General features: G+C 72.0%; 15 protein-coding genes. 10 read left to right on the top strand and 5 right to left on the bottom strand.

Annotated features, from left to right (window positions below; all coding sequences use genetic code 11):
- Positions 1–97 precede the first annotated feature (97 nt).
- Positions 98–421, top strand: coding sequence for a sterol carrier family protein (locus tag OG799_RS27995; RefSeq protein ID WP_406046428.1), 324 nt, complete (start codon positions 98–100; stop codon positions 419–421).
- An 11-nt stretch (positions 422–432) separates the two neighbouring features.
- Here OG799_RS27995 and OG799_RS27990 read toward each other — a convergent pair whose 3' ends face one another.
- Positions 433–1,851 (bottom strand): RNA-guided endonuclease InsQ/TnpB family protein, encoded by a 1,419-nt coding sequence (locus OG799_RS27990; RefSeq protein ID WP_406039131.1) that lies wholly within the window; start codon positions 1,849–1,851, stop codon positions 433–435.
- 244 nt (positions 1,852–2,095) lie between these two features.
- On the opposite strand from OG799_RS27990, the gene purF reads away from it, so the two are divergent.
- The 4 genes from purF to amcA all read left to right on the top strand — a co-directional run bounded on the left by purF (position 2,096) and on the right by amcA (position 6,289).
- Positions 2,096–3,637, top strand: a complete 1,542-nt coding sequence (gene purF / locus OG799_RS27985) for an amidophosphoribosyltransferase (protein ID WP_406039129.1) — start codon at positions 2,096–2,098, stop codon at positions 3,635–3,637.
- Between the two features lie 64 nt (positions 3,638–3,701).
- Positions 3,702–4,856 (top strand): phosphoribosylformylglycinamidine cyclo-ligase, encoded by a 1,155-nt coding sequence (gene purM, locus OG799_RS27980; RefSeq protein WP_406039127.1) that lies wholly within the window; start codon positions 3,702–3,704, stop codon positions 4,854–4,856.
- Positions 4,857–4,980: 124 nt separating this feature from the next.
- Entirely contained in the window at positions 4,981–6,084 is a 1,104-nt protein-coding gene (gene amcB, locus OG799_RS27975; RefSeq protein WP_406046427.1) for a cyclophane-forming radical SAM peptide maturase AmcB, read from the top strand.
- Positions 6,053–6,289 carry a multiple cyclophane-containing RiPP AmcA gene (gene amcA / locus OG799_RS27970; protein ID WP_406039125.1) on the top strand — a complete coding sequence of 79 codons (237 nt, stop codon included), beginning with the start codon at positions 6,053–6,055 and terminating at the stop codon, positions 6,287–6,289. Before amcB ends, amcA begins: the two co-directional genes overlap by 32 nt.
- A 146-nt stretch (positions 6,290–6,435) precedes the next feature.
- Here the strand turns inward: amcA and OG799_RS27965 are convergent, their stop codons facing one another.
- Both OG799_RS27965 and OG799_RS27960 read right to left on the bottom strand, forming a co-directional pair.
- Positions 6,436–6,654 (bottom strand): DUF3073 domain-containing protein, encoded by a 219-nt coding sequence (locus OG799_RS27965; protein ID WP_130330566.1) that lies wholly within the window; start codon positions 6,652–6,654, stop codon positions 6,436–6,438.
- A 302-nt stretch (positions 6,655–6,956) separates the two neighbouring features.
- Positions 6,957–8,039, bottom strand: a complete 1,083-nt coding sequence (locus OG799_RS27960; RefSeq protein WP_406039123.1) for a Glu/Leu/Phe/Val dehydrogenase — start codon at positions 8,037–8,039, stop codon at positions 6,957–6,959.
- Positions 8,040–8,212: 173 nt separating this feature from the next.
- Here OG799_RS27960 and OG799_RS27955 point away from each other — a divergent pair, with 173 nt between their 5' ends.
- Positions 8,213–9,052, top strand: coding sequence for a hypothetical protein (locus tag OG799_RS27955; RefSeq protein ID WP_406039121.1), 840 nt, complete (start codon positions 8,213–8,215; stop codon positions 9,050–9,052).
- 252 nt (positions 9,053–9,304) lie between these two features.
- Entirely contained in the window at positions 9,305–9,514 is a 210-nt protein-coding gene (locus tag OG799_RS27950; RefSeq protein ID WP_007073996.1) for a BldC family transcriptional regulator, read from the top strand.
- Between the two features lie 118 nt (positions 9,515–9,632).
- On the opposite strand, the gene OG799_RS27945 is transcribed toward OG799_RS27950, so the two are convergent.
- Positions 9,633–10,013 (bottom strand): PPOX class F420-dependent oxidoreductase, encoded by a 381-nt coding sequence (locus tag OG799_RS27945; protein WP_406039118.1) that lies wholly within the window; start codon positions 10,011–10,013, stop codon positions 9,633–9,635.
- 54 nt (positions 10,014–10,067) lie between these two features.
- Here OG799_RS27945 and OG799_RS27940 point away from each other — a divergent pair, with 54 nt between their 5' ends.
- Entirely contained in the window at positions 10,068–10,847 is a 780-nt protein-coding gene (locus OG799_RS27940) for a class I SAM-dependent methyltransferase (RefSeq protein ID WP_406039116.1), read from the top strand.
- A gap of 66 nt (positions 10,848–10,913) precedes the next feature.
- Here OG799_RS27940 and OG799_RS27935 read toward each other — a convergent pair whose 3' ends face one another.
- Positions 10,914–11,195, bottom strand: coding sequence for a hypothetical protein (locus OG799_RS27935; RefSeq protein WP_406039114.1), 282 nt, complete (start codon positions 11,193–11,195; stop codon positions 10,914–10,916).
- 165 nt (positions 11,196–11,360) lie between these two features.
- On the opposite strand from OG799_RS27935, the gene OG799_RS27930 reads away from it, so the two are divergent.
- Positions 11,361–12,218, top strand: a complete 858-nt coding sequence (locus OG799_RS27930) for a 3-hydroxyacyl-CoA dehydrogenase family protein (protein ID WP_406039112.1) — start codon at positions 11,361–11,363, stop codon at positions 12,216–12,218.
- A complete protein-coding gene (locus tag OG799_RS27925; protein WP_406039110.1) occupies positions 12,215–12,958 on the top strand; it encodes an enoyl-CoA hydratase/isomerase family protein in 744 nt (247 codons plus the stop codon). Before OG799_RS27930 ends, OG799_RS27925 begins: the two co-directional genes overlap by 4 nt.
- Positions 12,959–12,971: the final 13 nt, after the last annotated feature.

Below are 12,971 nucleotides of genomic sequence, written 5' to 3'. Positions count from 1 at the left end.
TCTGACCGGATCATCTCTACCCAGGGCCAGCCTCGACGGCTGCGCTCTCGGGTCGTATCGTCCCGTCGTGTCCTCTCCGCACATTAAATCCGCCGCCCTGGTCGCGGCATTGACGGCGCTGGACGAGGGGCGTACGCCCGAACGGCCGGTGTACCGGGAAGCGGTCCGTACTCTCTTGACCCTCCTCGCGGAGCGCGCCCCCGGCCGATCGGTGGAGGTGCGGGTCCCACCTTACGGTGCCGTGCAGTGCGTGGCCGGCCCGCGACACACCCGCGGCACGCCACCGAATGTGGTGGAAATGGACCCGGCCACCTGGCTCGCGCTGGCCACGGGTCGCCTCGAATGGTCGGAGGCGGTCACCGAGGGTCGCGTACGGACGAGCGGGATCCGGGCGGACCTTTCCGGTCATCTTCCCCTCTAGTGCGGTGTCCACTAACGTTCACCGGGTTTGCGGTGGGTGTTGTGGATCCTCGCCTGTTGGGCGAGCGACTCCCCACCGGGTGGTGGGGCGGGCCTCCGCGGGCCAACTGATCCTCGCGCCGTCCTTGGTGGGCGGCGGGGGTCACGTCGGGACCTGCCGGCACCGGGCAGGTGCCGGCCGGCTCGACGGTGCGTGACCACCTCCGGCAGCACGACGGCTGTCGGGGTGGTGGGTCCGCCGCCCGGAACACGGGTGGCGATGCTGGCAGCCGCGACGAGGTCGCGGTGGCCGGAGAATGCGCAGTGCGGGCAGGACAGGGTCCGCCCACGGGGTTTCGGGATTCGTTGACGGCAGGCGGGGCAGGTCGACGAGGTGCCGCGTTCGTCGACCAGCCGGACGGTGACGCCGGCGAGGGTGGCCTTGTCGGTGAGGATCTGCAGGAGCCGCCCGATCTGCCACTGCCGCAACCGCAGGTTGTGCCGCCGCCCCGCAGGAATGTCGAGCACCCCGCGGGGATCCCCGACGTGCAGCACACCCACCCGCTGCCGCACCGCCCACGACACGACGCCGCGGGCGGCTTCGTGCTGGGCTTGACGGACCCTGCGCCGGTGCCGGCCCTCCACCAGCCGTGCCCGACGCCGGTACTGCCGCCACCGCCGCGACCCCCGCTCACCACGTTTCGGCGCCCGCCGCGAGACGGCACGACGGCGGGCGTTGGTGTCCGCCAGGTGCATCCGGTGCTCCGCGCGGATCGCCCGCCCCGACACCAACAACCCCTCCCCGCCAGGGCCGGCCACCGCGTACGGGTGGATGATCCCCAGATCCACCCCGGCCACCCTGCCCGGATCCGGTCGTTCACCGGACGGATAGACGGCCACCGGCACCTCGGCGGTCACGTCGAGGAACAGTCGGCCACCCTCACAAAGCAGCGTGATCGAGCGGACCTGCTCGACCGGATACGGCACGTCGCGCGCCAGGCGCACCCACAACGGCGACGTGCCTTTCGCGGTCGGGATGCGCACCCGAAGTCTGTCGAGGGTGAACGTGCCGTGATACCAGCGCACCGGCACCAACCGTCGCCGACGACGCGGGAACCGCGCCGACAGGTCACCGGCGCTGCGGCGTTTCGCCGCCGCGAACCACGCATCGGAGAACCGGCGCAATACCGACCGGGCGTCGACCGAATCCAGCTCGGCGAACGTGCCCGACCCCGACGCCGCCAACTCCCGACACAACTCCTGATAACCGGACAGGGGTACGTCCCGGCGGCGGCGCCGCCACGCATTCACCTCCAACACGCACGCCCACACATCACCGGCCGAGCGGAGCAGCCCGAAACACCGCCGCCGCTGCGCCGGCGTCACTCGCACAGCAAGGCGAGCCGTGCGATGCACGACCCGCGGCAAAGCGGGATCCCGACGGCGAGGCATGAACCGGAGTCAACACCACCCCTACGACACTCTCCCCAACCCCGACCATCCCGGCGAACGTTTTATGGTCAGAGCACTAGTGGGCGGACGCCGGACCTCTGGTCACGATGAGCAGGCGAATCGTGACTATCAGTGCCGATCCCGATTCGCGTACACTGTCAGGCGACGACGGTCCCGGCCGACCGTGCGGAGCTGCCCCCCGACTCCGCCCAGGCCAGTCCAGAGCAGCATGAGGGAGCGGCACGTGCCCCGAGGCGATGGCCGGCTGAGCCACGACCTTGACCCCCAGCGACCCGGCCCGCAGGACGCGTGTGGCGTCTTCGGCGTCTGGGCGCCGGGCGAGGAGGTCGCGAACCTCACCTACTTCGGGCTCTACGCCCTCCAGCACCGTGGCCAGGAGGCCGCCGGCATCGCGGTGAGCGACGGATCGGGCGTGGTGGTCTACAAGGACCTCGGGCTGGTGGCCCAGGTCTTCGACGAGCCGACCCTGGCCAGCCTGCGCGGCCACCTGGCGATCGGCCATGCGCGCTACTCCACCACCGGCGGCTCGACCTGGGAGAACGCCCAGCCGACCATCCGGTCGACCACCTCCGGCACCACGATCGCCCTGGCCCACAACGGCAACCTGGTCAACACGGCCGAGCTCCAGCGTGAGGTGGCCGAGCGAGGGCTGGTCGCCGACGGCTCGACCAACGACACCTCGCTGGTCACCATGCTGCTGGCCAGCCGGCCGGATCTCTCCGTCGAGGCGGCCGCCCTCGAGGTGCTGCCGCAGCTGCGCGGCGCCTTCAGCTTCGTCTTCATGGACGAGTCGACGCTCTACGCGGCCCGCGACCCGCACGGCGTGCGGCCCCTGGTGCTCGGCCGGCTGGAGCGCGGCTGGGTGGTGGCGAGCGAGACCGCCGCGCTGGACATCGTCGGCGCGAGCGTGGTCCGTGAGGTCGAGCCGGGTGAGCTGATCGCGATCGACGAGGACGGCCTGCGCTCGGCCCGGTTCGCCGCGCCGGAGCCGAAGGGCTGCCTCTTCGAGTACGTCTACATCGCCCGCCCGGACGCCACCATCGCCGGCCGCAACGTGCACGCCGCGCGGGTGCAGATCGGCCGCCAGCTCGCCAAGGAGCACCCGGTCGAGGCCGACCTGGTGATCCCGGTGCCGGAGTCCGGCACGCCGGCCGCGATCGGGTACGCCGAGGAGTCGGGCATCACCTACGGCGCCGGCCTGATGAAGAACCCGTACGTCGGGCGCACGTTCATCCAGCCGTCGCAGACCCTGCGCCAGCTCGGCATCCGGCTCAAGCTGAACCCGCTGCGGGAGAACGTCCGGGGCAAGCGCCTGGTGGTCGTGGACGACTCGATCGTGCGCGGCAACACCCAGCGGGCCATCGTCCGGATGCTCCGCGAGGCGGGGGCGCTGGAGGTGCACGTCCGGATCTCCTCGCCGCCGGTCAACTGGCCCTGCTTCTACGGCATCGACTTCGCCACCCGGGCCGAACTGCTGGCCAACGGGCTGGACAACGAAGGCGTCCGGCGTTCGATCGGCGCCGACACGCTGGGCTACGTCTCGCTCCCCGGCCTCATCGCCGCGACCGAGCAGCCGAAGACCCGGCTCTGCCGGGCGTGCTTCGACGGGGAGTACCCGATCGAGCTGCCGGCCGGGAACCTGATCGGCAAGCACGTGCTCGAAGGGGTCGGCCGCCGGGTCGCCTCCGAGGCGTCCGACGCCGGCGGGCACGCCACCCCTCCGCTCGTCGCCACTCCGGGCGGCGTTGCCACCCACCGCCCGTAGCACCACCCGACGCGGAAGCCGCCACCGCAACGGCGGCCCCGCGAGAACCACAAAGGGGAGAACCGTGACGCACGTGTCCGAGCGCAGCGGCGCAGGAAGCAGCCCGACGGGCGCCGGTGGCGACCGCCAGCCCTGGACGGCCGGCACCAGCCGCTCGCCGCGCAAACGCTCGGTCTCGTACGCCGACGCCGGGGTGTCGATCGAGGCGGGCGACCGCGCGGTCGAGCTGCTGAAGTCCAAGGTCAAGCAGACCCGGCGCCCGGAGGTCATGGGCGACCTGGGCGGCTTCGCCGGCCTGTTCCGGCTGGACACCAAGAAGTACAAGAACCCGATCCTGGCCTCCTCCACCGACGGGGTCGGCACCAAGCTGGTCATCGCCCAGCAGCTCGACATCCACGACACGGTCGGCATCGACCTGGTCGCGATGGTCGTCGACGACCTGGTGGCCTGCGGCGCGGAGCCGCTCTTCCTGCTGGACTACATTGCCACCGGGGAGGTCGTGCCGGACAAGGTCGCCGAGATCGGCGCGGGCATCGCCGACGGCTGCCGGTACGCTGGCTGCGCGCTGCTCGGCGGGGAGACCGCCGAGCACCCGGGCGTGCTACGCCCCGACGAGTACGACATCTCCGCCACCGGCGTCGGTGTGGTCGAGGAGAGCGAGCTCCTCAGCCCGGAGCGGGTCGAGGTGGGCGACGTCGTCATCGCGATGCGCTCCTCGGGCCTGCACTCCAACGGCTACTCGCTGGTCCGGCACGTCCTGCTGGGCGCCGGTCGGATGCGGCTGGACGTGGTGATCGACGACTTCGGCCGACAGCGGACCCTCGGCGAGGAGCTGCTCACCCCGACCAAGATCTACGCGCAGGACTGCCTCAAGCTGATCGCCGAGGCCGAGGTGCGGGTGCTGGCGCACGTCACCGGCGGCGGCATCCCGGGCAACCTGGTCCGCGTCCTGCCGGAGCACGTCGACGCCGTGGTGAACCGCTCCACCTGGAAGCCGCAGCCCATCTTCGACCTGATCCAGTCGAAGGGCCGGATCGAGGACCCGGAGATGGAGGCGACGTTCAACATGGGCGTCGGCATGTTCGCGATCGTCTCGGCGGAGGACGCCGACCGCGCGTTGGCCACGCTGACGGGTCGGGGCGTGGACGCCTGGCGGGCCGGCGAGATCATCGAGGGCTCGGGCAACGTGCAGATGATCGGGCAGCACACCCGGGGTTGATCACGCTCTGCTGATCATCCAGGCACCTGATCGGGGGTTCACCCGAGTGGCCACCTCCGCCTAGCCTGAAGGGCACTTCGGGCTGGACGGGGGAGGGTTGATGGCTGCTCGTACATCGAGCGGGATGCGCGGCATCGCCGCGGTCCCCTCGTACGTGGTGATGCAGCCGACCACTCTCTGCAACCTGGACTGCGCCTACTGTTATCTGCCGATGCGGGCGGCCGACCAGCGGATGCCGGTGGCGGTGGCCGAGGCGGTGGCGGCGTCGGTCAACCCGTGGGCGGCCGCCGGCCGCTTCTCCGTGGTCTGGCACGGCGGGGAGCCGCTGGCGGCGGGACGGGAGCATCTGGCGGCGCTGCTGGCCCCGTTCGGGCCGGAGGTGGAGCACCACATCCAGACCAACGCCACGCTGATCGACGACGCCTGGTGCGCGTTCTTCGCCGAGCACGGCATCCGGGTGAGCGTCAGCGTGGACGGGCCGCGGGAGCGCAACGCCGAGCGGGTCACCCGGGGCGGCCGGCCGGCGTACGACCGGATCGTGGCCGGGGTGGCGGCGCTGCGCCGGCACGGGCTGCCCTTCTCGGCGCTCGCGGTGGTGTCCCGGCCCGGCCCGGGGCTGGCCACCGAACTGTACGACTACTTCCTCGGCCTCGGCTGCGACGTGCTGGGCGTCAACATCGAGGAGACCGAGGGGGTCAACACGCGGACGAACGCCCGGGACGCCGGCGCGGTCACCGCGTTCTGGGCGGAACTGGTCGCCGCCTGGCGCCGGGATCCGCGGATCCACCTGCGGGAGGTGGAGTGGTCGCTCCGGTACGCCGGGGCGGTGCTGGCCGGTACGGCGGACGGGCTGCTGCCCCGGAGCCTGGATCCGATCCCCACCGTCGCCCACGACGGTTCGGTGGTGGTGCTCTCCCCGGAGCTGGCGGGCTTCACCGATCCCCGGTACGGCGACTTCAGCAGTGGCAACGTGCTGGCCACACCGTTGGTCGAGATCCTGGCCGACGCCGGCCGGACGCCCTGGGTGGGCGAGTTCCTCGCCGGGGTGGAGGCGTGCCGGTCGTCCTGCCCCTACTTCGGGTTCTGCGGGGGCGGTCATGCCGCCAACCGCTACTTCGAGCTGGGGCGTTTCGACGGTACGGAGACCGAGCACTGCCGCAACAGCAAGATCCGCCTACTGGAGGGAGTGTTGGAGCATGCCAGAGACCACGAGTCGCCGGCAGCCTGAGGGCGTCGGGGGTGCCGACCCGGATCCGGTGGTCGACCGGGTGCGGGAAGCCGCCGTGGGGTTGACCGCACTGCTCCATGAGGCCGAGGCCGCACGGCGGCTGCGGGCGGAGGTGGCGGGCGGCGACGGTGCCAGCGCGGTGTGCGCGTGGAACCACTTCGAGAACATCCCGACGTTCTACAACTGGAACAACCGGCCCCGCTGAGGGGTACGCGTCCGAGATCAGGGACCCGCCGACCAGCCGGAGAGGTTTCCGGCAGGGCGAGGTCCCTGATCGTCGGTTGCGCCGCGTTGGATGGGCACATGCGTGAGCACGCGGGGAGTTACCGCGTGCTCAGCTGCGTCCGGAGGTCAGCGGGTCGGACGGACCCAGGTGTCCGGGTCCTCGTCCGCGTGATCCTCATCATCGTCGTCGACATACTCTTTGTAGTCGTCGTCGAAGTGCTGCTCAGACTTCCCACCAGCACCCGCCAGTTCGCGCTGCAAGGCGGTGAGGTCGGTGTTCGGGGAGTGGTACTTCAACTCCCGGGCCACCTTCGTCTGCTTGGCCTTAGCACGGCCGCGCCCCATGGCTCGACCCCCTCGCACAGAATGCGGGGCAGCCCGAAGGCGGGCCCCGATGACGTCAGGCATCTCTCGTGGCTCTTACGGTACATGGGGATGCCGCCGTTCGGCACCTCGGGTTACCGTCAGCCGGTCCTGCGCGTCGCAGTGATCCGGCCGTCACAAAGTGTACCCGGTAAGGACCGATGGCCGGGACCGGCCGTGACAGCGGTCAAACCGGCACGAAGCCCCCCAATTTCCAGTTTAACGCCGCTGCCCCGCGACCCATGGCCCGGGGGCGGACCCGACGACCCGCCCCCGGGTGACATTCACCGCAGGTGGATCGTGCGCAGCCGGCCGACCTCGGCCATCCGCCGCTCGGCGAGCCGGTCCGCGGCCACCGCCGGCGGGACGCCCTCGTCGTCGGCGAGCCGGAGGATCTCCCGGGTGGTGTCGTAGATCCGGGTGGCCCGCAGCTTGGCCCGGTCGAAGTTGAAGCCCTCGATCTCGTCGGCGACCTGGATCACGCCGCCGGCGTTCACCACGTAGTCGGGGGCGTAGAGGATGCCCCGGTCGGCGAGGACCTTCTCGATGCCCGGGTGGGCGAGCTGGTTGTTCGCCGCGCCGGCGACCACCTTCGCCCGCAGCACCGGCACCGTGTCGTCGTTGAGGGCGCCGCCCAGCGCGCAGGGGGCGTACACGTCGATGTCGGCGGCGACGAGCGCTGCGGCGTCGTCGACCAGGGCGACCTGCGGGTGGGTGGCGCGCACCCACTCCAGCGCCTTCGGGTTGACGTCGGTCGCCACCACCTCGGCGCCGTCGTCCAGCAGGTGGCCGGTGAGGTACTTGCCGACCTTGCCCAGGCCGGCCACGCCGACCCGCCTGCCGGTGAGCGAGGGAGTGCCCCAGACGTGCTCGGCGGCGGCCCGCATGCCCTGGAAGACGCCCCAGGCGGTGAGGATCGAGGAGTCACCCGCGCCGCCGTGCTCGACGCTGCGGCCGGTGACGTAGCTCGTCTCCCGGGCGATCACGTCCATGTCGGCGACGTAGGTGCCGACGTCGCAGGCGGTGTAGTAGCGCCCGTTCAGGGACTCCACGAAGCGGCCGTACGCGCGCAGCAGCGCCTCGCTCTTGATCTGCTCCGGGTCGCCCCAGATGACCGCCTTGCCGCCACCGAGGTCCAGCCCGGCCAGCGCGTTCTTGTACGCCATGCCGCGGGAGAGGTCGAGCACGTCGGCGAGGGCCTCGTCCTCGCTCGCGTACGGGTAGAACCGGGTGCCGCCGAGCGCGGGGCCCAGCGCGGTGGAGTAGATCCCGATGATCGCCTTCAGGCCGGACTGCTTGTCCTGGCAGAACACGACCTGTTCGTGCCCGGTGGATCCCGGGTCTTCGGTGCTGGCAAATACGCCCATGGCTGACTCCTGTGACGGTGTGCGCCCTTGTGGGGTGCGGACCTGGTGGCACGCCGGCGGGATGGTGCCGGTGCTGCTGAGCCTAATATCGGCCGAAGCCGTACTGTCGCGCACGTCACGTACCCCCGTCGCGGCGGCTACGTACGGGTCCCGTCTCGTGGGAGGATCGCGCCGTGCCGTCGCTCTTCGCTTCTTACCTGCGCGTGTACGAGCCGCTGACCGCCTTCGATCGGGACCGCCAGTCGTTCTGGCGCCGGTACGTCAACGAGGGCCGCGCGGTGGCCCCGCTGGAGGGGCCGGTCCGGCAGCGGACGGCGGTGATCGAGGCGCTCGGCGCGGGCTGGACCCGGCTGCCCGACCTGCCGGACGAGGCGTACGTCCTGGAGACCGACGACAGCCTGCTGGTCTGCCCCTGGAACCTGCGGATCCGGGTGGCCGAGGCGGCGCTGAGCGCCCGGGACGGGGTGCCGTCGGTGCTGGCCGACGCCTTCGTCCCGCCGATCCTGGCCGGGCAGGCCAAGGCGGTGGTGGAGGACTGGCGCAGCGGGGCGCGGGTGCTGGAGCACGGGGTGCCCCGGGTGCACGAGCAGATCGCCACCTGGGGGGTGCCGCTGCGCTGGTTCGTGCTCTTCGAGTCGGCCGAGCGGAACCTGGTGACCGACCCCGGCCGCCGGGCGCTGCGCTACCGGACCGAGATCTCCAAGGCCCGCCGCCGGTCGTCCCGGGCGCTGTCGGTGCTGCGCAAGTCGGTCGGCGAGGCGCCGATCACCGAGGCGGTCGAGGAGGCGGCCCGGTGGCTGGAGGAGTTCCACCCGCGCTCGGTGGTGGAACTGGACTACGGCGGCCTGGTGCAGCTGCTGCCGGACGAGACCCTGCTGGCCGACGACTCCACCGACCTGGTGGCGAAGGGCCTGGCCGGGCTCTCCCGGGGCGAGGCGGAGGAGGCCTCGACGGCGTACGACACGCTCGTCGCCCGGTGGCGCGCCGTGCAGCTGCTGGAGCGGTGCAACTAACCGCAAATCACCCGTGGAGCGCTCCCAATTCGAGGTTAGCTCGTAGTTGGCGGATCACGAACCGTGATCATGAGTCCGAATAAGGTACTTTCTGCGGCATAAAAGTCGTAAAAATCGGGCATGGTTCATCCGTCCGTCTAGGGACCTTCAGCCGTTCGGCCCATGTCGGACATCGGGGACTAGCCGGACCATGGGAGACGCGTCGGCCGGCGGGACCCCGGCCGATGTCTATACACGTGGAGGAGTGACCCGATGGCATCGCGAACGCATGAACCAGAGCCGCTACTCACGCCGGCCGAGGTGGCGTCGATGTTCCGTGTCGACCCGAAGACGGTGACCCGGTGGGCCAAGGCTGGCAAGCTCAGCGCCATCCGGACCCTGGGCGGCCACCGCCGTTACCGCGAGTCCGAGGTCAGGGCACTGCTGCAGGGCCAGATCCCGCAGCAGCGTCAGGGAGACTGACGACCCGGACGATTCAACAGGCGTTCCGATTCAGGGGCGGCCGGACGTACGCGACAGCGACGATCCGCCGCCCCTGAATCGCGTCCGGGTCGGTCGTCCGACGTGCGCCGCGCCCGGCTCAGACGTCCAGGGTGATCCGCAGCCCGACCGTGCCGCGCTCGCCCCGGCGCAGCCGGCTGCCGAGCAGACTCAGCCGACCGAGCAGCCGGTACTTCCGCTTCAGCAGGTCGCGTACCCGGCGGGTGCCGGTGAGGTCGCAGATCGTCGCGTGGCCCGGCACCGCCTGGCCGTGCGGATTGCCCCGCACGTCGCAGGGCGCCACGGTCACCGTGCCGTCGCGCCGGATCCGCTTCACCTTGCCGGAGTCCGACACCGTCCACACCGCGAGGGCGTCGCCGTCCCGGACCGCCCAGACCGGGGTGGGCACCGCCCGGCCGTCCTTGCGGAAGGTGGTCAGCAGGACGTACTTCTCCGCCCCCAGGCGGTCCAGGTCGGTCACGCCGCCCAGGATACGGCTGCGACAACCGATCGCAGCCCGGATAGCGTGATCGCCGTGACGGGGGAACCGACGATCGGCGACGTGTTCGGCGAGCTGATCCGCGACGCGTACGCAGTGGCCACCGGGATCGGCCCCCGGCCGCTGGTCGGCGGGCGCCTGCCCCGGCCGGTCATCGAGATCATCGAACGGGACGACGGGCTGGTCAACGGCGCGCCCGCCGCGCACTACCTCGACCCGCCGCAGGCGTGGCAGCCGTACGACCACCGGGCGGTGGACCGGGTCCGCGGCCGGACGCTCGACATCGGCGTCGGCGGCGGCCGGATCGCGCTGCACCTCCAGGAGCGCGGCGTGCCGGTCACCGGCCTGGACACCTCCCTCGGCGCGCTGCGGGTCAGCCGGCACCGGGGCGTCCGGGACCTGGTGCACGGCACGATCGACGAGCACGTCGCCGACGGCCGGCGGTACGACACGTTCCTGCTGCTCGGCAACAACCTCGGGCTGATCGAGGGGCGGGAGCGGGCACCCGGGTTCCTCACCGCGCTCGCCGCGCTGGCCCGGCCCGGGGCGCAGGTCATCGCGCACGGCACCGACCCGTACGGGACCACCGACCCGCTGCACACCGGCTACCACGAGCTGAACCGGCGGCGTGGCCGGCTCGGCGGCCAGCTGCGGCTGCGGCTGCGCTACCGGCAGCTCGGCACCGAGTGGTTCGACTACCTGGTCTGCTCGGTCGACGAGCTGACGGAGCTGCTGCACGGCTCGCCGTGGCGATTGGCCGACGTGGACGACCGCGACGCCCCCTACTACCTGGCGACCCTCACGCTCGCTGGCTGAGCCGGCGGTGTTGGCAGGGGCCCCCTGCTGTACCGAATGCGTTGACAGGGGGCCCTCCTTTCAGACCTAAACGGTGGGGGTGTGCTGCTCCGGGGGGAGGCCGCCGTCGCCGTCGACCACCTCGTCGGGGGTGCCGTCCTCGTCGATGTCGACCATGGTGATGTCCACCTTGCCGTCACCGTCGGTGTCGAACTGGAACAGGTCGGCCTTGCCGTCGCCGTCGGTGTCCACCACCCACACGTCGGTCTTCCCGTCGTTGTTGGTGTCCGCGCGCAGCAGGTCCACCCGCTCGTCGCCGCGGGTCTCCACGGTCTCGCCGCTCTCCACGCTCTCCGGTGCCTGGCTCATGTCGGTCCTTCCCTTGGCGTTGACGGCCGTCTGTACCCGATCCGGCGCGCCCCCACGCATGCCCCACGATCCGGTGCCGCCTAGGGTCGCACCCAGGAACGAGCGGAGCGAGCGGCCGGGCGTGGCGGAGATCCCGTGCGTCACCGCCCGCGGCGAGGGGACGACATGAGTGGTCGATTTGTGGTCGTCGGGGCCGGCACGATGGGGCTCGGCATCGCCTACGTGGCGGCCGGCGCGGGTTACCAGGTCGAGCTGGTCGAGGTGGACCCCGGTCGGGCGGCGGACGCGTCGGCCCGGCTCACCACCCTGTGGGAGCGGGCGGTGCAGCGCGGCAAGCTCGGCGCGGCGGAGGCCGCCGGGCACCGGGACCGGGTGGTCCTGCGCCCGGCGCTGAGCGAGGTGGCGCCCGAGCCCGACGTGATCGTGGAGGCGGTCCCGGAGCGGCTCGACCTGAAGCGGGCGGTGCTCCGCGAGGCCGCCGCCCGGCGCCCCGCCCTGCTGGGCAGCAACACGTCCAGCATCCCGATCGCCGACCTCGCCGCCGGCCTGGACCGGCCGGAGGCGTTCCTCGGCCTGCACTTCTTCAACCCGGTCTGGGCGATGGCGCTGCTGGAGATCGTGGTCGGCCCGACCACCGCGCCGGAGACCACCGACGCGGCCGTCGCGCTCGCCGGCCGGCTGGGCAAGGACCCCGTCGTCGTACGCGACATGCCGGGCTTCGCCACCTCACGGCTCGGGGTCACCCTCGGGCTGGAGGCGATCCGGATGGTCGCCGACGGGGTGGCCAGCCCCGCCGACATCGACAAGGCGATGGTGCTCGGCTACCGGCACCCGGTCGGCCCGCTGGAGCTGACCGACCTGGTCGGGCTGGACGTCCGGCTCGACATCGCCCGCACCCTCCAGGCGGCGTACGGGGACCGGTTCGCGCCGCCGCCGCTGCTGGTGGAGATGGTGGCCGCCGGCAAGCTCGGCAAGAAGTCCGGCCAGGGCTTCTACACCTGGGAAGGGGGCGTGAAGCAGTGAGCGGGCTGCGGATCGAGGAGCTGCCGGACCGGCTGGTGGTGACGCTGGACCGGCCGGAGAAGCGCAACGCCATCGACGCCGACCTGATCGGCGAGCTGCACGCGGTCTGCGCCGAACTGGAGGCCCGGCCCCGGCTGCTGCTGCTCACCGGCGGGGCCGACGGCATCTTCGCCGGCGGGGCGGACATCGGCCAGCTCCGCGAGCGGGGCCGCCTCGACGCCCTCGCCGCCATCAACTCGGCCGCGTTCGCCCGGATCCGGGCGCTGCCCATGCCGACCGTGGCGGCCGTGGACGGACCGGCGCTGGGCGGCGGTGCCGAGCTGGCGTACGCCTGCGACCTGCGGGTGTGCACGGCCCGGGCGGTCTTCGGTCAGCCCGAGGTGCGGTTGGGCATCCTGGCCGGCGCGGGCGCGACGCACCGCCTGCCGGCGCTGATCGGCGAGGCCCGGGCCAAGGAACTGCTCTTCACCGGCCGTCGGGTCGACGCCGACGAGGCGCTGCGGATCGGCCTGGTCAACCGGGTGGTGACCGAGCCCGCCGAGCTGCTGCCCACCGCGCACCGGCTGCTCGACGAGATGGCCAAGGGTTCGGCGCTGGCGCTGCGGCTGACCAAGCTGGCCGTAGACGCCCCGCCCGCCGCCCACCCGCAGCTCGACCTGGTCAGCCAGGCGGTGCTCTTCGAAGACGAGGAGAAGCGCCGGCGGATGACCGAGTTCCTGGAGCGACGCCGCTCCCGCTGACCCGGACACGACG

The organism is Micromonospora sp. NBC_00898, from assembly GCF_045207895.1.
Classification (GTDB): Bacteria; Actinomycetota; Actinomycetes; order Mycobacteriales; family Micromonosporaceae; genus Micromonospora.
Note: the sequence above shows the minus strand (reverse complement) of the source record. Positions and strands in the feature narration are given on the sequence as shown.